This window comes from Phascolarctobacterium sp. (assembly GCF_030531065.1).
Lineage (GTDB): Bacteria > Bacillota > Negativicutes > Acidaminococcales > Acidaminococcaceae > Phascolarctobacterium_A.
In genome coordinates, this window is sequence record NZ_JAUNOQ010000001.1 from 198,533 (window position 1) to 218,453 (window position 19,921).

The 19,921-nt window shown below is 49.3% G+C and carries 19 protein-coding genes; 12 read left to right on the forward strand and 7 right to left on the reverse strand.

Going from position 1 to position 19,921, the window contains the following annotated elements; translation table 11 throughout:
- Window positions 1–4: 4 nt before the first annotated feature.
- Both Q4E64_RS01000 and Q4E64_RS01005 read left to right on the forward strand, forming a co-directional pair.
- Complete coding sequence (locus tag Q4E64_RS01000; protein ID WP_303165796.1) at window positions 5–1,885, forward strand: sigma-54-dependent Fis family transcriptional regulator; 1,881 nt, start codon at window positions 5–7, stop codon at window positions 1,883–1,885.
- Window positions 1,886–2,125: 240 nt separating this feature from the next.
- Window positions 2,126–3,550 (forward strand): M23 family metallopeptidase, encoded by a 1,425-nt coding sequence (locus Q4E64_RS01005; RefSeq protein ID WP_303165797.1) that lies wholly within the window; start codon window positions 2,126–2,128, stop codon window positions 3,548–3,550.
- 232 nt (window positions 3,551–3,782) lie between these two features.
- Here the strand turns inward: Q4E64_RS01005 and Q4E64_RS01010 are convergent, their stop codons facing one another.
- The 5 genes from Q4E64_RS01010 to Q4E64_RS01030 all read right to left on the reverse strand — a co-directional run bounded on the left by Q4E64_RS01010 (window position 3,783) and on the right by Q4E64_RS01030 (window position 9,309).
- Window positions 3,783–4,853 carry an ABC transporter ATP-binding protein gene (locus tag Q4E64_RS01010; RefSeq protein WP_303165798.1) on the reverse strand — a complete coding sequence of 357 codons (1,071 nt, stop codon included), beginning with the start codon at window positions 4,851–4,853 and terminating at the stop codon, window positions 3,783–3,785.
- Window positions 4,854–4,858: 5 nt separating this feature from the next.
- Complete coding sequence (locus tag Q4E64_RS01015; protein WP_303165799.1) at window positions 4,859–6,556, reverse strand: iron ABC transporter permease; 1,698 nt, start codon at window positions 6,554–6,556, stop codon at window positions 4,859–4,861.
- Complete coding sequence (locus Q4E64_RS01020) at window positions 6,556–7,647, reverse strand: ABC transporter ATP-binding protein (RefSeq protein ID WP_303165800.1); 1,092 nt, start codon at window positions 7,645–7,647, stop codon at window positions 6,556–6,558. The genes Q4E64_RS01015 and Q4E64_RS01020 overlap by 1 nt, the downstream gene beginning before the upstream one ends.
- 152 nt (window positions 7,648–7,799) lie before the next feature.
- The gene (locus tag Q4E64_RS01025) at window positions 7,800–8,834 is read right to left on the reverse strand and encodes an ABC transporter substrate-binding protein (protein WP_303165801.1); all 1,035 of its coding nucleotides are present in this window, start codon (window positions 8,832–8,834) and stop codon (window positions 7,800–7,802) included.
- 256 nt (window positions 8,835–9,090) lie between these two features.
- Entirely contained in the window at window positions 9,091–9,309 is a 219-nt protein-coding gene (locus tag Q4E64_RS01030; protein ID WP_303165802.1) for a cold-shock protein, read from the reverse strand.
- Window positions 9,310–9,576: 267 nt separating this feature from the next.
- On the opposite strand from Q4E64_RS01030, the gene trmB reads away from it, so the two are divergent.
- The 10 genes from trmB to Q4E64_RS01080 all read left to right on the forward strand — a co-directional run bounded on the left by trmB (window position 9,577) and on the right by Q4E64_RS01080 (window position 18,838).
- Window positions 9,577–10,215: a tRNA (guanosine(46)-N7)-methyltransferase TrmB gene (gene trmB, locus Q4E64_RS01035; protein WP_303165803.1), complete on the forward strand. Its 639-nt coding sequence runs from the start codon at window positions 9,577–9,579 to the stop codon at window positions 10,213–10,215.
- Between the two features lie 63 nt (window positions 10,216–10,278).
- On the forward strand, window positions 10,279–11,430 hold the full coding sequence (locus Q4E64_RS01040; RefSeq protein WP_303165845.1) for an FtsW/RodA/SpoVE family cell cycle protein: 1,152 nt from the start codon (window positions 10,279–10,281) through the stop codon (window positions 11,428–11,430).
- Window positions 11,427–13,457, forward strand: a complete 2,031-nt coding sequence (locus Q4E64_RS01045; RefSeq protein WP_303165804.1) for a penicillin-binding transpeptidase domain-containing protein — start codon at window positions 11,427–11,429, stop codon at window positions 13,455–13,457. Before Q4E64_RS01040 ends, Q4E64_RS01045 begins: the two co-directional genes overlap by 4 nt.
- A 156-nt stretch (window positions 13,458–13,613) precedes the next feature.
- Window positions 13,614–15,284 (forward strand): formate--tetrahydrofolate ligase, encoded by a 1,671-nt coding sequence (locus Q4E64_RS01050; RefSeq protein WP_303165805.1) that lies wholly within the window; start codon window positions 13,614–13,616, stop codon window positions 15,282–15,284.
- Between the two features lie 24 nt (window positions 15,285–15,308).
- Window positions 15,309–16,139: a bifunctional 5,10-methylenetetrahydrofolate dehydrogenase/5,10-methenyltetrahydrofolate cyclohydrolase gene (locus Q4E64_RS01055; RefSeq protein WP_303165806.1), complete on the forward strand. Its 831-nt coding sequence runs from the start codon at window positions 15,309–15,311 to the stop codon at window positions 16,137–16,139.
- A gap of 9 nt (window positions 16,140–16,148) precedes the next feature.
- The gene (locus tag Q4E64_RS01060) at window positions 16,149–16,571 is read left to right on the forward strand and encodes a VanZ family protein (protein WP_303165807.1); all 423 of its coding nucleotides are present in this window, start codon (window positions 16,149–16,151) and stop codon (window positions 16,569–16,571) included.
- Window positions 16,572–16,753: 182 nt separating this feature from the next.
- Window positions 16,754–17,038, forward strand: a complete 285-nt coding sequence (locus Q4E64_RS01065; protein ID WP_303165808.1) for a hypothetical protein — start codon at window positions 16,754–16,756, stop codon at window positions 17,036–17,038.
- The gene (locus tag Q4E64_RS01070; protein WP_303165809.1) at window positions 17,019–17,291 is read left to right on the forward strand and encodes a type II toxin-antitoxin system RelE/ParE family toxin; all 273 of its coding nucleotides are present in this window, start codon (window positions 17,019–17,021) and stop codon (window positions 17,289–17,291) included. Before Q4E64_RS01065 ends, Q4E64_RS01070 begins: the two co-directional genes overlap by 20 nt.
- A gap of 189 nt (window positions 17,292–17,480) precedes the next feature.
- Window positions 17,481–18,677, forward strand: a complete 1,197-nt coding sequence (locus Q4E64_RS01075; RefSeq protein WP_303165810.1) for an ISL3 family transposase — start codon at window positions 17,481–17,483, stop codon at window positions 18,675–18,677.
- Between the two features lie 26 nt (window positions 18,678–18,703).
- Complete coding sequence (locus Q4E64_RS01080) at window positions 18,704–18,838, forward strand: hypothetical protein (protein WP_303165811.1); 135 nt, start codon at window positions 18,704–18,706, stop codon at window positions 18,836–18,838.
- Here the strand turns inward: Q4E64_RS01080 and Q4E64_RS01085 are convergent, their stop codons facing one another.
- Window positions 18,839–19,078, reverse strand: coding sequence for a DUF2188 domain-containing protein (locus tag Q4E64_RS01085; protein WP_303165812.1), 240 nt, complete (start codon window positions 19,076–19,078; stop codon window positions 18,839–18,841).
- Between the two features lie 291 nt (window positions 19,079–19,369).
- Window positions 19,370–19,918 (reverse strand): hypothetical protein, encoded by a 549-nt coding sequence (locus Q4E64_RS01090; protein ID WP_303165813.1) that lies wholly within the window; start codon window positions 19,916–19,918, stop codon window positions 19,370–19,372.
- Window positions 19,919–19,921 lie beyond the last annotated feature (3 nt).

A 19,921-nucleotide genomic window follows, 5' to 3' on the forward strand; every position in this document is an offset into this window, starting at 1 on the left:
TTTTATGATTCGCGAAAGACGTAATAAGGAAAAGCTCGCTTCGTACTATAAGAAGTTTATGGACGAGGGGATTGTCGATCCCAACGTGCATCCCTGGGTTGCAGAAAGCTGGCAGCGCTGCCGCGCTATGCGCCTGCCTCACGAGACGATGCCCAAGATCAACAAGCTGAGCCGCGAGGAAATTGCCGAGCATCAAAAGACGCACGAGTTTATTGTGAAATATGTGGACGGCCTGTACGAGCAGAGCAAGCAGCATTTCAATATTCATAATCTGAGTATGCTGCTGATCGACGAAAACGGCTACGTTATTAAAAATTACGCTATGCCCTTCTTCCAGCGCATTATCGAAGACATTCAGGGGATGCGCGTCCTGGAGGAGGATGTGGGCACCTCTAGCATCAGTGTGGCCCGCGAGCATAACGTGCCCTTTCTGATGTTCGGGCCGGAAATGTGGATTAAGGACAGCCATTCCGGCGACGCCTGCAGCGCACCTATCTGCGTTAACGGTAAGATACGCTACATCATTTCCTTCTTTTCGCTGGATCAGAACGATCTGCCCTACGATTTGCTTTTGAGCCTGCTGCTGACCATGAAATATTCCATCGAGCAGCATCTGGCGATGCTGGAATCCTGGACCATCAACCAGATTATGATGGAGCAGCTGCCGGTAACGGTGTATTGGCTGGGCAAGGACGGCAGCGTTAAATATTGCAATAAAAACGGTCAGAAGCGCTTGGACGGGCATGAGCATTTGGAAGACGTTTTCCTGAATTACGAGCATATCCCCATTAAAAAGGCGCTGAAAGGCGTGGCTACCCAGCGCCGGGAAATTACCTGGATTACGCAGGACAGAACTTACGAGGACATCACCACGGTTATGCCTATTAAGGTGGGCAGCGAGGTGGAAAGCGCGCTGGTGCTGTCCATGTCCATCGAGGATTTGAAGACCACTATCGCTCACGCTACGGGCTACAGCAGCCGCTACAGTTTGTACAGCATGGTGGGCGAGACTGCGGAATTTTTGGCCTTGCAGCATAAGGCCAGCCGCGTGGCCCGCACCGACCACAATATTTTATTGCAGGGCGAGCCGGGCACGGGCAAGCAGCGTCTGGCTCACGGCATTCATCAGGCCAGCCCCCGCGCCGCTGCGCCGTTGATCGCTGTGAAATGCCATAACGCGCCGCTGGAAGAGCTGGAAGTGGAATTTTTCGGCAGCAGCGACGGTGACCAGCAGTCGGCAGGCAAGCTGGAGCTGGCCATGGGCGGCACGCTGTTCCTGGACGAGGTAGAGAAGCTGCCCCTGGAAATGGGCGATAAGCTGGCGGAGGCGCTGACCCACGGTTTGCCGCCTAAGAAAAAGGGGGAGAAGCCCCGCGTCTTTGACGTGCGCGTGATTGCCGCCTGCGATTCCAATCTCAAGCGTTTGGCTGATAAGGGCTTGTTCTCCCGCAAGCTGTACGAGCTGGTGCTGGATACTACCATGCGCGTGCCGCCGCTGCGCGAGCGCGGCAAGGATATCGAGGTTATCGCCGGTCATATTCTGGTGGAAATGTCGGCGCAGCATAATCTGCCGCAGAAGCGTTTGTCGCCGGAGGCCGTTTCTTTGCTGCTGAGCTGCAGCTGGCCCGGCAATATCAAGCAGCTGCAGGGCGTCATCGAGCAGGCTTTCTTCCATACTCCCGGCAGTATTATCGAAGCGGAAAACATTAAGCTGCCCGGCGATAAGACCATGGAGCGCTCTTGGAAATATGATAAAGAAGCTTTTATCGCCGCCTGGAAATCTGCCGGCGGCAATATCAGCAAGCTGGCTAATATGCTGGACGTCAGCCGCGTCACCTTGTACCGGTATCTGAAAAAATACGGCTTAGGCCCGAAAACAAAATAAAGCGTCGAAATAAAAAGCCGCAGGGATTTTTGCCCTGCGGTTTTTGCTTGCAAGCGTTCGATATAATGTTTGTAAATTTTTTTAAAAAATATAATAAGCTGTTTTGTTGCCGTCGCCGCATAAAATTTTTGACTAATAAGTCGAAACGTATTATAATAATAACGTTATTGCTGGTATTAAACGCTGGACGTGACTTAGAGCAAAGTAAAATATAATTATTAAGATACGAGGAGTGCGGAAATGTTAGAGCAGCTGGAACGATGGGTTATTTCAACTACGAATATGTTTAACGATAAGTTAAAGCAGTACGCGGGCATCGTCGCCGCTAAAGCAGAGTTTTGTTGGCAAGCGGTTTTAGAAAAGCTGAGCCTTATGCTGGCTGACGGCAAAAAGCGCGCGGTGCAAGCCGGCGTTGCAGCGCGCTGTACAACGCGGGAATGCGTTAAAGAGACGGAAGGTAAAGCTGTTGCCAGCGCTGAAAAAATTGCGGCGCTTGTTAAGACGCGCGCCCATAGGGCGAAAGCGCAAGCCAAGATGCAGGCTTGTATAGCGGCGTTTAAAATAAAAAGTCGCGCCGAAGTTTTACTAAGCGAAGTAAAAGCGTATGCGCAAAGTAAAGCCGCAGTTGCTAAAGCCTACGCGCAAAAGTGCGCGGCTATGGCTAAAGCCTGCGCCCAAAGCGCGGCTGCCGTTGCGAAAGGTTATGCCGTAAGCGTAATCGAGCGCGTCCAGAATAAATACAGAATGTGGAAAAGAATGTGGCGCTGCAATCAGCACTTTACCTTTTGGCTGATTCCGGCGGACGGACAGCATATCGCGAAAACTCACGTTAAAAAAAGCCATTTGAAATATGCTGTGACCGGCATAGCCGCTTTCTTGGTAACGGTTTCCGTGACTATCGGCGTGTTGGCGCATTTTGCTATTCAAAACGAAGCGCAGAAGCAGGAACTGGCGGAATATAAGGCAACTAAACAGGCTCAGGAAAAAACTATTCAGGAGCTGCAGAAGATGGCGGAAAATAATCAAAAGCAGCTGGCATATTTGTCAAAGCTGGAAGATAAAGTGCGCCAGGAAATGGAAAAGAACGGCGCGCAGCTGCCGCCTAAGAGCGATATTTCCGCTTATGCCGGTAAGGGCGGCCCTACGCTGGGCGACAGCAGCCCCATGGGCTACATGCTGGAGCAGGAAAAGAATATTCATAACGAAGCCAACGCTAAAAAGGCCGATTTAGAGAATCTTATCAGCGCTTTGGAAAACGAAAATTATCGCCGGGAAATGACGCCCAGCGTGTGGCCTACCAGCGGCGGTTATATTTCCTCGGCCTTCGGCGGCCGCGCTAATCCTTTCGACGGTTATAGCAGGGACTGGCATCCCGGTATTGATATCGCTATCGACTACGGCGCGCCGGTTTATGCCAGCGCAGCCGGTTATGTGCAGCAGGCAGGCTGGTACGGCGGTTATGGCCGCTACGTGCGCTTGAGCCATGATTTTGGTTATGTGACCGCCTATGGACACATGAGCAGCATCGAGGTCAGCGCGGGGCAGTATGTGCAGAAGGGCGAGATTATCGGCTATGTGGGCAGCAGCGGCTACAGCACCGGCCCGCATCTGCATTTTGAAGTAATTCGCTATGGCGAACAAATCAATCCTTCAAGACTGATGTAGTTTTATAGAGAAGCAAATAAGCTGTCAGAGCTTTATCCACAGGATAGAGTTCCGACAGCTTTTTGTTTAGGCGCGTTAGCGAGGTTTACTTGCTTTAACGCTTTATTATTGTTGCGCTTGGTACCCGAAACTAAAACAGGGGCAAGCTAGAGAGAGTGAAAATTTTTGCACAGTAAAAGCTTGCTGGGGGTCACACCACTTAGCGTTCAGGGCTTTTGCTTATTTAAGAGGCTTATTCGTTGACCTTGTACCAGAAGGGACGCAGGAAGTGCAGGTAGCAGACCTCGTCTACTTCGGGGCCGGGGTCGCGGCGGCCGATTTGCACGCGAACCTCCTGATCGCCGATCTTGATGAGATAGTCGACAATTTCGCCCAGAAAGGCCTTGCGCATTACCTGACCACGCACGCCGTTGGGGTCGCTTGCGTTGGTAAAGCGGATTTCCGTCGGACGGCTGGCAAGGTTGAAGGTTTCCTCGCCCTTCATGCGGTCGGGCACGATGAGGCCGGAGGGCAGCGCATGGTCAGAGCCTTGAATGAAGGCTTTGCCGTCCTGCCAGTGTACGTCGGTGAAGCTGGATACGCCGATAAAGCTGAAAACAAATTTATTGGTCGGATTATTGTAGACGTTCAGCGGCGTATCGATTTGCTGCATTACGCCCAGCTTCATAACCAGAATACGGTCGGACAGCGCCATAGCTTCGGACTGGTCATGGGTTACGTAAATAATGGAGAAGCCGTATTTGCGCTGTAAGTCCTTGATTTCAAAGCGCATTTCCTCGCGCAAGTGCGGGTCTAGGGAGGACAGGGGTTCGTCCAGCAGCATTACGTCCGGGTTAATAGCCAGCGCACGGGCCAGAGCTACGCGCTGCTTGCCGCCGCCGGAAAGGTCTGCGGGGCTGTCGTTGGCCGATTTGAGCAGGTTGGTGGCTGTCAGCGCGTCCTTGGTGCGCTGCTCGATTTCTGCGTTGGGCAGCTTGCGCAGGCGCAGGGGGAAGGCCACGTTTTCATAAACGCTCATGTGGGGCCATACGGCGAAGGCCTGGAACACCATGCCGAAGTTGCGGTTTTCAGGCGGCGTATAGTGACGCTTTTTGGGGGAGGAAAGCAGGCGGTCGCCTACCCATACCTCGCCGTCGGACAAATCCTCAAAGCCTGCTACCATGCGCAGCGTGGTGGTTTTGCCGCAGCCGGAGGGACCCAGCATGGAAAAGCATTCACCCTTACCGATTTCGATATTCAGATTATCGACAGCGGTAACGTCGCCAAATTTTTTCGTAACATTGATTAAACGGATATATGACATGACGATTACTCACTCGCTTTCTTGGTAAGATGATTGATGAGCATTTGACCCAAAACAATGAGAATCAGGGCGATACCTGCAAGCGCGGTGGACATTACTGTCTCGCCGTCTTCATTCAGGGTGTAGATAGCTACGCCGATAGTTCTGGTAGTAGGAGCGTACAGCATGATGGATACTGTCAGCTCGCGCAGAGCCGGCAGGAAGATCAGGAAGAAGGCGCTGATCATGCCGGGACGTACCAATGGGATAACGATATCCTTCAGGGATTGCCACATGCTGGCGCCGCAGGAACGGGATGCTTCCATCAGGGAGTCATGCACCTGTTCCAGCGCGGCGGAGTTAGCCTTTAAGGAGAAGGCCATGTAGCGGGCGATGTAAGATACCAGAATAATCCAGACGGTGTTGTATAAATTGATGCCGAATTGGCCGCTCCAGGCAAGAATTACGCCCAGTGCGATAACGGAACCCGGTACGGAGAACGGCAGCATGCCCAGAAATTCCAGAATGCCTTTGCCGCGTACCTTCATTTTTACGATAACATAGGAGATCATAACGCCGGCGAACATGGTAATGAAAGCGGCGGCCAGACCTAAAGTAACGCTGTTGAAGATAGCGTCGCGGGTAACGTCATATTCAAAGAGAATGTATTTGTAGTTGTCCAGGGACAGGTTTTCCCAGGTCAAGGGCAGACCGTAGGTTTCTACGCCGCCGACCATAAAGATGATGACCGTGGGCAGCAGAATGGTAAAGGCGATGTACGCCAGGCAGAAGAACAGCAGCGGGTAACGCAGGCCGCGCAGCTTGAGCTCCATAGGACGGAAGCTTTTGCCGCCGATGATCTGATAGTGGCCCTTGCTGAGAATCTTTTGCTGCGCCCAGATGATGGCGGCAGCGGATACGATAAGTACGGTGGCCAGTACGGTACCGGTACGGATGGATTCAAAGCTGCCTGCGCTTTGGTGAATTTTTTCGTAAATCAGCGTCGGGATATTATAAATACCCTGCTCGATACCCAATACGGCTACAGTGCCGAAATGAGCCATGGAGTACAGCATAATCAGCAGCGCGCCGGACATAATGGAAGGCATAACCAAAGGAATGGTTATCTTGCGGGTGATGGTGAAAAGGCCGGCGCCGGAAATACGCGCGGATTCTTCCAGCGTGGGGTCCATACGCTCCAAAGCGCCGCATACCTGAATGAATACGAAGGGGAACAGGTACATAACCTCTACGCAGCTGATGCCATGATAGGTGTAAATATCAAAAAGCGGCTCGGCGGTGTTGAAGGTAGCCATAAACCATTTGTTGATATAGCCGGAATGAGGCGACAGCAGCATTTTCCAGGCTAATGCGCCGATGAAGGAGGGCAGCATAAAAGGTACCAGGAAAAGGCTCTTCATAAAGGTTTTATACGGCAGGTCGGTACGAGTTACCAGCCAGGCAAAGAAGGTGCCGACAATAGTACTGCCGATGGTGGTCATGCTGGCGATAATCAGAGAGTTGATCAGCGCCTGGAAGGTTTCGGGTTCGGTCAGGACATTGTAGAAGTCCAGACTGTTGAATTTGCCGTCGATGAAGAAGGCGTTGAATAAAATCAAGAGTACGGGCCAGGCTACGAAGATGACCAGTATTGCGATGGAAATGAACAGAATCAGCTGGGCAATACCAAAGCCGCTGTCCTTTTTGATGGTATTTTTAGCCATTATTCCTCCACCTCCTTGAGCTGTTCGGCGTCGAACCAATGCAGTGCCTTAAAGGTAATGTAGCATTCTTCGCCTTCTTTAAACATTAAATTATTATTGATAGCGGTGTGGGTTTCCAGTTCCGTGCGCAGGGTTTCGCCGTCGATTTCGATCATGTAGTCCATGGTAGCGCCAAGGAAGTTGGCGCGACGGATGATGCCCTTCAAGCCGGGGCCTTCGCGGTGAATATCTACGTCGGAGGGACGGAAGCCTGCTACCCAGCTGGCAGCGCCGCCCTGCGGTTTCTCCCAGGGGATGGGCTGACTGCCGCTGCCTACGAGATAATCGCCGCCCTTTTGGGTAACGTGCAGGAAGTTGGCGATGCCCATAAATTTAAAGACGAAGAGGTCGACAGGCTGCTCGAAAATTTCGTAGGGCGTGCCAATCTGACGGATATTGCCTTTGGTATCCATAATCGCCATGCGGTCGGAAATTGCCAGAGCTACCTCTTGGTCGTGAGTTACGAACATAACGGTGATGCCGAAGCGTTTTTGCAGCGCCTTGATTTCAAAACGCATTTCTTCGCGCAGGTTGGCGTCCAGGTTGGAAAGAGGCTCGTCCAGCAGCATTACGGACGGGTCTGCTACTAACGCGCGGGCCAGGGCCACGCGTTGCTGCTGGCCGCCGCTCAGCTCGGAGGGCAGGCGCTTGTCCAGACCCTTCATGCCCACGATGTCGATCATTTTCATAACCAGCTCGTTAATTTCGTCTTTGGGGCGCTTTTCCATTTTTAAGGGATAAGCGATATTTTCAAAAACAGTCATGTGGGGCCAAACGGCATAGTCCTGAAAAACGATGCCCAGGCCGCGGCGTTCCGGCGGAATATATTCGCCGGTAGCATTGTCGCTGACAACGGTGTTGTCGATGCAGATCCTGCCCTCGTCGGGAACATCGTGCCCTGCGATCATGCGGATGAGTACGGTTTTGCCGCAGCCGGACGGCCCCAGCAGGGTAAAGCACTCGCCCCGCTTGACTTCGAGGTTAAGGTTGTTGTGTACCTGGTGTGCAGCGTAGCTTTTGCATACGCCTTCAACCGTAATAATGTTTTCCATAAGTCAAATAACCTCCCGAAAATTTTGCGCAATGCAGAAGTTTACGGTGCCAATAATAAATTACAAAAACGGCAGAACGGGAAAGCCCGTTCTGCCATTGAGTTAAAGCTTAGATAAATGATCGCTGTTAAAGCAATAATTACAATAACAGATTATTTTTTAACTTGCATCAGTTCGGTGAAGTCTTTAACGATCTTTTCTTTGCTGTCGATGATCTCATGGTAATTTACTTTAATACCTTTTTCCAGAGCGGCTTTAGGAGAAGGCAGCTGGTATTTAGGATCGATTTTTACATCTTCACGAACGGGGATGGTGCCTTGGTTAGCAACCAGCTGTTGAGCTTCCTGACCCAGCAGGTAATCAACAAATTTTTGCGCTGCTTCCATCTTGGTGGAATCCTTGAAAATAGCAACCGGAGAAGGAACTACCAGAAGTTCAGGCGGATAGCACATTTGGATATGCGCGCCTTTAGCGATCTTAGCGTTGGTAATGTAGTCTACTGCCAAAGATGCAGCCAATTCGCCGGAAGCGGTATCGTCGATAACCTGACCGGAGCCTTTGCCTACGCGAGCGCCGTTAGCCTTCAGATCCTTAAAGAAGTCGGGACCGAATTGCTTTTGCAGCAGAGCGATGGACATGTAAGCGGTACCGGAAAGAGCGGGGTTAGCAACTGCGAAGCCGTTCTTGTATTCAGGCTTTTTCAAGTCGGCCCATTGGGTCGGAGCAGTTTTGATTTTATCGGTGTTGATAATGATACCCAGGGTGCCCAGACGAGCAGCGTGGAAGGAGCCGTCGTAATCGTCGAAGGGGTTAACGATTTCTTTGAAAACGGGGCTCTTGTAGGTAGCCAGAATGCCTTCCTGCTTCATTTTGTAGAAGTCGGGAACCTCGCTGGTCCAGATAACGTCAGCCAGAATCTTGCCGCTTTGACGTTCTGCGGCGATTTTAGCCATCAGCTTGCCTGCGCCTGCGGATTGATAGTCAACGTCGATGTTGGGGTTTTTCTTTTTGAAGCCTTCAACGATACCTTTAATGAGGGATTCCTTCATCGAGGTGTAGATGATAAGCTTTTGCGTGCCCTCAGGAGCAGCCGCTTTCTTTTCGCCGCCGCCACCGCCGCAGCCAGCCATCAGCATGGTTACGAGTACTACGAGCAGCATTGCCCAGATACTGGTCTTTTTTAACATGAATAAAACCTCCTTGAGTGTACCGGCTGTGGGTGGTGCCGGCCGTCTTGCAATACTGTAAAATAAACTGCTTTAAGAGGACAGTTTATTTTGCAGGTTTCTCTTACTTAAATTTAACATAAATTTTACAAACTTGCAAGACAATACGGCGATTTTGTGTAGTTTTTTTAATTAAAGCTGCGGAAAGCAGTGTACTCTGCTTGAGCAAGCTGTCTTATAATTTAAAATATTGTACTACTCATTACGGCAAGACGTATCAAAGGCGGATAAAGCTTAACGGCGTTACGTTAATTGCCATTAACCCGTGCTTGCCGCGGGTTATTTGATAGCAGACATGCTGACCGTCATGCAGCGAACGATATCCTTGCTTTTGAATGGCCGAAAAATGCACAAATACGTCGGGTCCTTTACCGCGTTCAATAAATCCGAACCCTTTGCGGGGATCAAACCATTTTACTTTGCCAATAATAACCATATGATTCACTCCTGTACAAATAATGATAGGACTTGCAGCTGCGATAAGTCGCTGAGATGATTATAACCGAAGGCAGAATAAATTGCAAGCAAAATTCTGAAAATTATAATTATTAAAATAATTTCGCCGAAACTGCGTGACGAAGTTTTGCGAATATCTGAAGAAGAGGAATACAAGATTGGGAAAATGTTGTATAATATAAAAGGCTGCCGTACAATTGCCGGAGCAGCTTTTACAATCTTATTACTTTAATGTGAGGTAGACTGAATGCGTTTGAGAAAGAAACCCTGGATTGAAGAAGCAATGAAGGATGTGCAGGGCGAGTATGTCTTTATGCACGATATCGATAAGTTTAAAGGGCATTGGCAGGAAATTTTTCCCGGCAAGCGTTTGTGTTTGGAAATTGGCTGCGGCAAGGGCCGTTTTACCATTGGCATGGCGCAGCTGTATCCTGATAAAGCTTTTATCGGCATTGAAACGCAGCATGATATCGCTTATTACCCGGCTAAGGCTGCTAAGGATAATAAGCTGGATAATGTGCGCATTATCTGTGCCAACGCCGAAAATTTGCTGGATTGGTTTGAGTCAGGCGAAATTAAGGAGCTGTATCTGAATTTCAGCGACCCTTGGCCTAAGGCGCGCCACGCTAAACGCCGCCTGACTCATCGCAGCTTTTTAGCGAAGTACCGGCAGCTTTTGGGCAAGGGCGGGCATCTGCGTTTTAAAACGGATAACCGCGGGCTGTTTGACTTTTCCGTAGAGGAATTTAAGGAATTTGGCTTGGAAATCGTAGCGCTGAGCTACGACCTGCATCATTCGGAATATGATAATCCGGTGCAGACAGAATATGAGCAGAAGTTCAGCGCGTTGGGAACGCCCATCAATTTCTGTGAGGTAGTTTTTTAAATAGGTTTCGCTATGAAGACAAGCTTTTTAAGGTTTTGGAAAAATCCCGTGCAGCTTATTTATATGGTGATGGCAATTTTATTGGTCATTGGCGGCATCAATGTGTTCAGCGCCAGCTATGTTATGGCGCAGGACATGTTTGGCAGCGGTTGGTACTATTTATTGCGTTACTTTATTTTTGCCGGCTTGGGGTTGCTGGCTATGAATATTGTCCGGCGGGTGGGCTATAAAATCTGGCTGCATAAATACCTGCTGTGGGGCGCTTTCCTGGTGGTTTTCGTGATGCTGCTGGTGGTCGATTTGCTGGACGTATCTACTAAGGGCGCGTCCCGCTGGTTGTATTTGGGACCGTTTTCCGTGCAGCCGTCGGAATTTGCCAAGCTGATAATTATTATGCTGGCGGCTAAATATCTGGGCAGAATGCTGCGCCGAGGCGAGCGGGTCAGCTTTTTGGCTCCCGGAGATCATCGTTTGGTGCTGGCTGCCACTGTTACTTATGCGGCTTTGGTTTACAAGCAGCCGGATTTGGGTACGGCGGCTATTATCTGCGGTTTGATGTTTGGCGTGTATATGATTGCCGGAATACCGGGCTGGCAGGTGCTGCTGGTGCTGGGCGGCGGTTCGTTGGGCGCGGTGATAGCGACGCTGGCTTCGCCTTACCGTCTGGAGCGCGTTAAGGTGTGGTTCGACCCCTGGCTGGATCAGGCGGGCGCAGGCTATCAGATGGTGCAGTCGCTTCTGGCTATCGGCAGCGGTAATTTGATAGGCACGCATTGGGGGCACGGCGCCGGTAAGTTCTTTTATCTGCCGGAGGCTCATACGGATTTTGCTTTCGCTATTTTTTGCCAGGAAAACGGCTTTTTTGGCGCTATGCTTTTAATGCTGCTGTTCGGCCTTTTAGGTTACGCCTTTTGTACGATTACCTGCAGTACGCGGGATAAGCAGGGCTTTTTACTGGCCGGAGGCGTTACCTTTTTGATTGTGGGCCAGGCGGTGGCTAATATGGCGATGGTTTGCGGTATTTTACCTGTTATCGGCGTGCCGTTGATTTTCATCAGCTATGGCGGCAGCTCCATGATGCTGTCCATGGCGGCCATTGGCCTGCTGCTTTCCGTTTATGACGAAGAGGTCAGGCGGGCCGAGACGGACGCTTTGCCGCCGGAGGAACGACGCGACGGCTTGCGCGTGGTGCGGAATGAGAGGTGGCGGACGTGAGCAGGTTTACCTTATACGATGGGCGTAAGCGCTTCAGTATTGTGTGCTTGCTGCTGACGGTCGTTTTTGTCGGCGTAGCGCTGCGGTTGGCCTGGCTGCAAATCGTGCGTGCCAGAGATTTAAGCCAGATGTCCCAATTGCAGTTGACTGCGGATTTGGTGCAGAAGCACCCCCGCGGACGTATTGTGGACAGGGACGGCGAGGAGCTGGCGGTCAGCATTATGACGGGTTCCTTGTATGCGGACCCTGAGGGCATGGTGGACAGCCCTGAAAGCGCCAAGCAGAAGCCGCAGCGGGACGTGCGGCGCATCAGCGCCGATTTGCTGGCGCCGGTGCTGCATATGGATGCTGACGGCTTGTATAAAACATTTGCTGGCGGCGGTCGTTTCGTATGGCTGAAGCGCACTATGGAGCCTAAAGAAGTGGAGCAGGTGCGCAAGCTGATTAAGGATAATAAGCTGCCGGGGCTGCACTTTTTGGAGGAAAGCAAGCGCTATTACACTAAAAAGCGGACGGCAGCGCAGATTTTGGGCTTTATTGGTACGGACGACGTTGGCTTGAGCGGTATCGAATACCAGCTGAACGACGTATTGAAGGGAAAGGATACCAAATATTCCCTGATGGTGGACGCGGCGGGGCAGCAGATTTTGGGCAGCTTGCTCAATGATGATGCGCAGACTGTGAAAAAGCCAAAGGAGCAGCTGCCGACAGTGTATTTGACATTGGACAGCAAGATGCAGTACGTGCTGGAGGACGCCATGGACGACGCCATCAGCCGGACTAAGGCCAGAGGAGCCGCCGCTATCATTATGGACCCCTATACCGGCGAAATATTGGGCATGGCCAGCAGGCCAACCTTTGACCCTAATAATTTTGGCAAATATAATCCCGATACCTGGAATAATAAGGCCATTTCCATGATTTACGAGCCGGGCTCGGTCTTTAAGCCCATCGTAGGCTGCATGGGCCTGACGGAAGGCATTATTACGCCGGATACTATTTTTCAGGACGACGGCAGCATCCGTATTGCCGACCGCGTAATTCACAACTGGGACGGCGAAGGTATGGGGCCGGTGCCGTTTGCTACTATTATCAAATTTTCCATCAATACCGGTATGGTGCAGCTGGGCATGCAGCTGGGGGCCGACCGTTTGATAAGCTATGCGAAAAAGTTTGGCTTCGGCTCGCCTACGGGCATCGATTTGCCGGGCGAGGAATACGGTATTTTGTATGACCCGAAAATGATGTACGAGCCGGACGTGGCGACGATGGCTATCGGTCAGGGCGTGGCCGTAACGCCGATACAGGTGTTGCGGGCGATTTGCGCTATTGCCAACGGCGGCGAGCTGCTACAGCCATATATTGTGAAAAAAATCGTCGCTCCCGACGGAACCGTTATCAGCGAGGGTCAGAAGCATGTGGTGCGTAACGTCATTACGCCGCAGGTAGCCCGGCAGATGCGCGATATGATGGAAAAAGTAGTCAGCGAGGGCGGCGGCAAACCGGCGGCTATTAAGGGCTACCGCATTGCCGGCAAAACCGGTACGGCCGAAAAGCTGGCCGAGGGCGGCGGCTATGCCGCGGGCCAGTACATAGCTTCCTTTGTGGGTTTTGTGCCGGCGGATAAGCCTATGTACGCTATGCTGGTTATGTTGGATACGCCGCAGGGCGCTTTTTATGGCTCCCAGGTCAGCGCGCCTATTTTCCGCGATACTTTGCAGCAGATTTTGGTCGCCAAGGGTATTCAGCCGGCCAGCAGCGAGGGCCTGCCGTCTTTTGAAGAAATGAACGCCGTAGGCGCTAAGGAGACTGCTAAGCAGCGTCCTGCGCCGCAGATACAGCTTTTGCCTGACGGCAAGATTAAGCTGCCGGACTTCAGCGGCATCGATATGCGTTTAGCCGCCGAGCTTTTACAGCAGGGCCGTTTGCGCATGAAGCCCTATGGCAGCGGGCACGCATATCAGCAGCGGCCTGAGCCGGGTACGGAGGTCGGCGAGGGCGCTACTGTAGAGATTTGGTTCAGGTAGGCATTGGGCGGCTGGTGTAATACAAAGATAGCGCAGCTATGATTAAAAAATATTTTCTCCCTGCAGCGCCTTTTCTAGCAGGAAAATGCGCTTTGTGGGGAGAATTTTACAAGATAACCCGTTTTCCCAGACTATTTGCTTTGGAGGAGGTAAATTATGTTATCAGATATTGAAATTGCTCAACAAGCGAAAATGCAAAAAATAACTGATGTGGCTGCCAAGCTGGGCATTAGCGAGGACGATATTGAATTATACGGCCGTTATAAGGCCAAGCTGTCCATGGACCTTATCCGCCGCGTAGAGGATAGGCCTGCCGGTAAGCTGATTTTAGTTACCGCTATTACGCCGACGCCTGCGGGCGAGGGCAAGTCCACTACTACCGTAGGCTTGGCCCAGGGCCTGCACAAGATTGGCAAAAAGGTTATCGTTGCGCTGCGCGAGCCTTCTTTAGGCCCCTGCATGGGCGTTAAGGGCGGCGCTGCCGGCGGCGGCTATTCTCAGGTAGTGCCTATGGAGGATATTAACCTGCACTTTACCGGCGATTTTCACGCCATTACCTCCGCGCATATGCTGCTGGCCGCTATGCTGGATAATCACATTCAGCAGGGCAACGCGCTGAATATCGACCCGCGCCGCATTGTGTGGAAGCGCGTTGTGGATATGAACGACCGCGAGCTGCGCAATATTGTTGTGGGCTTGGGCGGCAAGGCTCACGGCGTGCCGCGCCAGGATGGCTTTGATATTACCGTGGCCTCCGAGGTCATGGCTATTTTGTGCCTGGCCAGCAGCCTGCACGATTTGAAAGAGCGCTTGAGCAAAATTATCGTGGCCTATGATTACAGCGGCAACCCCGTTACCGCAGGGCAGATTAAGGCCCACGGCGCTATGGCGGCGCTGCTCAAGGACGCAGTTAAGCCTAATTTGGTACAGACGCTGGAGAACGTGCCGGCGATTATTCACGGCGGCCCCTTCGCCAATATCGCTCATGGCTGCAATAGCGTTATGGCAACCAAAACCTGTATGAAGCTGGCCGATTACACTATTACGGAAGCGGGCTTCGGCGCTGATTTGGGCGCGGAAAAATTCTTTGATATTAAGTGCCGTTACGCCGGGCTCAAGCCGGACGCCGCAGTAATCGTGGCTACGGTGCGCGCTTTGAAGATGCACGGCGGCGTGCCCAAAACCGAACTCAAGACTCCTAATGTAGAGGCTGTCAAAAAGGGCTTGTGCAACCTGGAAAAGCATATCGAAAACGTCAAGAAATTTGGCGTGCCAGCAGTTGTAGCTATCAATATTTTTGCCCAGGATACGCCGGAAGAACTGGAAGCAGTACGCGAGCATTGCGCCAAGCATGGCGTTAATGTAGCGCTGTCCGACGTTTTCGCCCGTGGCGGCGAAGGCGGCGTAGAGCTGGCCCGTGAGGTAGTCACTCTGGCTGAAAGCGGTAAGGCGGACTTCAAGCCTATCTACGAGCTGGATATTTCTTTGAAGGCTAAAATTGAAACTATCGCTAAGGATATTTACGGTGCTGACGGCGTTAACTACAGCAAGGAAGCGGACAAGGCTTTGCAGGAATTTGAAAGCCTGGGCTATGGCAAACTGCCAGTCTGCATGGCTAAGACCCAGTATTCCTTCTCCGACGACCCGTCGCTGCTCGGACGTCCCAGCGGCTTTACCATTACCATTAAAAACTGCCGTATTGCCGCAGGCGCAGGCTTTGTCGTAGTTTTGACCGGCGATATTATGACCATGCCAGGCCTGCCCAAGGTTCCTGCCGCCGAAAAGATCGACGTCAGCGACGAGGGCGTTATCAGCGGCCTGTTTTAAGCTATAATTTGAGGTGAAAAACGCATGGAAACTATTATTATGAGGGGTAAGCCTGTGGCGGACGCTTACAGGCAGGGCGTTGCCGCAAAGATTGCCGCCGCTAAGCAGCGCGGACTGCTGGTGACCATTGCCATTATTGTAGTGGGTGACGATCCTGCGTCCCACGTTTATAAGGACAGGCTGGTAAAGCTTATTGAAAGCCTGGGCGGCGCGGCTAAGGTTATTCGTCTGCCGCAGGATTCTACAGAAGAATACGTGATCGGCGTTATTAAAAAGCTGAACCGCAATCGTTATGTGACCGGCATTTTGCCCATGATGCCCATGCCTGAGCATATCAACAGCGAAAATGTGGGCGCGGCCGTATCGCCGAATAAAGATGTGGACTGCCTGAACCCGCAGAACGTAGGCAATGTTTTTATGGGGCGCAGCCCTTGGGCGGCTTGCACTCCTCGCGCCTGCATGGCGACGCTGGAGCATTACGGTATTGAGCTGGAGGGTAAAAGCGTTATCGTGATTGGCCGCAGCAATGTAGTAGGCAAGCCTGTGGCTATGCTGCTGTTGAAAAAGAACGCTACCGTCACTATTTGCCATTCACGCACGCGCAATCTGCCGGAGCTGCTGCAGCAGGCGGACGTTATTGTGGCCGCTGTGGGCAAGCCCTGCTTTGTAAAGCCGGAAATGGTTAAGGAGGGCGTGGTCATTGTGGATGTGGGCATTAACGCTGTGGACGGCAAGCTGGTAGGCGACGTCGACCCTGCCGTAGCCAATAAGGCCGCCGCATTTACGCCCGTGCCCGGAGGGATTGGCGTAGTCAGCAATATGATGGTTATGGATTGCCTGACCCGCAATGTTTAAAGGCAAATTATGAAATATTTTTGGTTGTTATTGGCTTTGGCTATGACCTGCTTGATCTTCTTTAATTCGGCCCAACCCATGATGATTTCTGGTAAGCTGAGCGGCTGGGCGGCGCAGGTAGTTTATTCTGCAAGCGACGTACTGCAGCTGCATTTATCTGGTAATGTGGAGCACACCATACGCAAGCTGGCGCATTTTTGCGAATTTGCCATATTGGCGTGGTTATGGTGTCAAACTTTTGCGTATTTTCATGTTGGCAATCGTACGGCTAACGGTTATGTGTTGCTGCTTTGCCTGCTGACGGCTGTAATCGACGAATATGTTCAACTGTCCAGCATGGGCCGCAGCAGTCAGGTCAGCGATGTGTTGCTGGATTTCAGCGGCTCCTTCTGCATGTGGCTGGGATATAGAATATGGCAGTGGAGTAAATAAGTATAAGGATAAAACGCTAAGCCCTCGAGGATTTTTCTTGAGGGCTTTTGTCAGTTGCGGGAGTTTGTTTTGTGTTGAAGCGAAAATGACAGTGTGCTGGCTAAACAATTGACAAGTTAAATTTTGAAGTATATACTATACATACAATATATACTATATGCACTATGGAAAGGATTGATATTATGACAGCTATTGCATTACGTAAAAGTATCACTATTCCTGAGGAAGAAAATCGTATTATTATGGATTATTCTAAAAAAGTTGGCAAGAGCTTTTCCGAAGTACTACGGATTGCAGCTATAGAGTACATCCGCAAAGAGGAAGAGCAGGGGCTGAAGGCTTTTTTAGATGCGCATTGTGATTATGTAGATGAAGAGGAACAGAAAGAACTGGAACAATTGATAGCTGATACTGATATCAATGATGAGGGCAAGGAGATAGCTATAAATGAATTGCTACGTGGTTAAATATAAATCTCCTGCTGAAAAATTTATCAGAAAAAATAAAGCCGTAGGCATACGTTTTTTGAAAGCTTTTGACGATTTATCCAAAGATTATATAGCAAGTTTTAGTACTTACGATATAAAAAAGATGAAAAGTTCCATGAATAATTTGTATCGTTTGCGTATCGGTAAGTACAGAGCAATTTTTCAGATTAAAAATAATGAACTTATTATATTAGTGTTCGATATAGATAGCAGAGGCGATATTTATAAATAAGCCTTTTAAGAAAATAGTATTTATGTGCCAAGCAAAAACGGTTCTCTAACAAATCTTGGGGTTTAGGTCCAAAACCTAGATTCCAGGATTTGTTCTTTTTTGTAAAAAAATAAAGCATAAAAGCGCAAAATCCTGTAAAATATAAGGTGACTAAACTAATATAATACGGAAGGAGTCTGCGCTCATATTATGCTTCAAGACAATTATAACCAAAATAATCCTCTTTTTAAAGGGGTTATTCTAAAAAGTTTTCAAGAAATTCAAGACGAAAACAACAAAAGCCATTTCGAGGCTTGTATTGATATGCCCGTAAAGGCTCATCGTTGCCCTCACTGTGGCTGTATTACGAACAAAATTAAAGATTACAGGACTCAAATATTTAAGGATGCCGACATATTTGGGAATACGGTCTTTATCCATCTAAAAAAGCGCCGTTATTTTTGTAGCCATTGTCATAAAAGCTTTACGGAAGAAAACCCTTTAATTCAAAGGTATAGGCATTTCAGCAGCCGGTTTTATACGCTTGTATATAAAGAATTTCAAAGCGTCCAGTCCTTTACGGCTATAGCTGCAAGATTTAAAGTGTCAGCTACCAGTATAGCAAGATGGTTTGCGCATATTGCTTATCCTCATCCAAAGCTACCGGAATACTTCAGCATAGACGAGTTTAAAGGGAATGCTGGAGGTGAAAAATTTCAGTGTAATATTTCAGATCCCGTTAAACGAAAAGTTATAGATATCCTGCCATCACGGGACACAACTGACCTTTCAGAGCATTTCTTACAGTATACGAAAGAAGACCGAAATAATGTTAAGGGAATTGTTATGGATTTGAGTAAGATATTCAGGTCTATAGCGCATACTTTGTTCCCTAATGCTATAATAATAGCAGACAAGTTCCACGTTATGAGGATAGTAACCAATAGCCTGGAAAAGGTCAGACGGCGCATACAGAAAGAGTTTCGCGCTGTTAAGCGTAAATGGTTCAAGAAGAGTAAGAAAATACTGCTCAAGAAAGAAGCCAAGCTTAATGAAGAAGAAAGAGCTACCCTGAACCGTATGCTTAACTCCTCGAAAGAGCTGGAACATGCGTACATTTTAAAGGAGAATTTTTACAAAGTAATAGAATCCAAGACAAAAGAAGAAGCCATGCAAGCTTTGGCTACATGGCTGAGTTATGTCGACTACCTGAAAGTACCGGAATTTGAGCATTGTATTCAGACTTTTACCGACTGGCGACAAGAAATCGCTAATATGGCTGGTAGCAACCTTTCCAATGGCTTTATCGAAGGTACCAACAATAAGATAAAGGTCTTGAAACGCATTAGCTACGGAGTCCAGAATTTCGAAAGGTTCAGGAATCGAATTCTTTACTTATGTTCATAAAAAAACGCAACATGGACAAACCAAAAGTGTTAGACTTAGATCCTTTCTATGAAATCTTAATTGTAAAAAATAGAAAAAATAAAAAGGATAAAGTTATTGCTCGCATAACTAATGATGAAAAAGAAGTCATTAAAGGTTATACTATAAAATTTATATGGTAATTATCCTTTAATATTTCTAGGATCATTTTCTTTTCCATAACTATGTTTTAATCTTATTTTGCCATTTCTTGCTTGTAAGGAAATTTCTCCACCATCTGGATTTTCTTTTGCTTTTTTTCTGGCTTGTTCAAAAGCTTCCTTTTGTAGTTTATATGTTCCTATAATTTTTTTACTATTACAATCAGTAATTTTCCAAATTTTTTCTTCGGTCACAGGACCAACAACAAATTCTTTTTTCACTTTTAATCTCCTATCTATAAGTTATTTTTAACTTAGATTATAAAACGCACTTTTTATTTTTGTAAAGAGAAAAGTCAATAACTTTGTCAGAGATAAGAAAATAAGGGGGGCTGCTAACTTCTTATATATAAAAAAGTTAACAACCCCAACATTTGTTGGAGAACCGCAAAAACTCCCGCCGCGCGGGTAGCGCAAGGCGGGAGTTTTTGCTTAAAAGGATGTTGGGTGATGAAAAAGAAGAGTGAAAATTTAGCGTCTGGAGAACGCTTATCGAAATAAAAGATAATTTGCTTATTTAGCACGCAGGCAGCGGTCTGCTTCTACGCGCACGGCTTTGCCCCATTCTTCGTGTACCAAATCCCAACGGCTGGAAAACACTTCGGGGATGAGGTCGGCGTTATAAATCCGGTGTTTATAGTAAGCGCCGTTAATGCGGTTATACGCTACGGCGTAGCCTTGAATATCCATTTTCAATTTATCTTCTTCGCTGGTGCGCACCGCTTCGTAATCTAAAGCGTCCAGCTGCATGGCGATGACGATATCCACGTCGCCGTCCCTGGCGATTTTGGCTAAGGCCGCTTCGTTGGGAACGTTCTTGCTAATGCTTGCGGCTTCGATAGCGGCGTTCAGCTTATCGTTGTCCTCCAGCACGAAGCCTTTTTTGGAATTTATCACGTTTAGCGCTTCTTTAAAATAAATTTGCCCGGCTAAGTCGTCGCCCTGCACGTTATTGATGAGCGGGAGTAAAGCGACGCTCGCCGCTTCGGTGGCGCTAAAGGCGGGCACGGATAACAGGATTGCCATTACTGCGAGCAGCAGGCAGCGGATAATTTTTTTCATAAC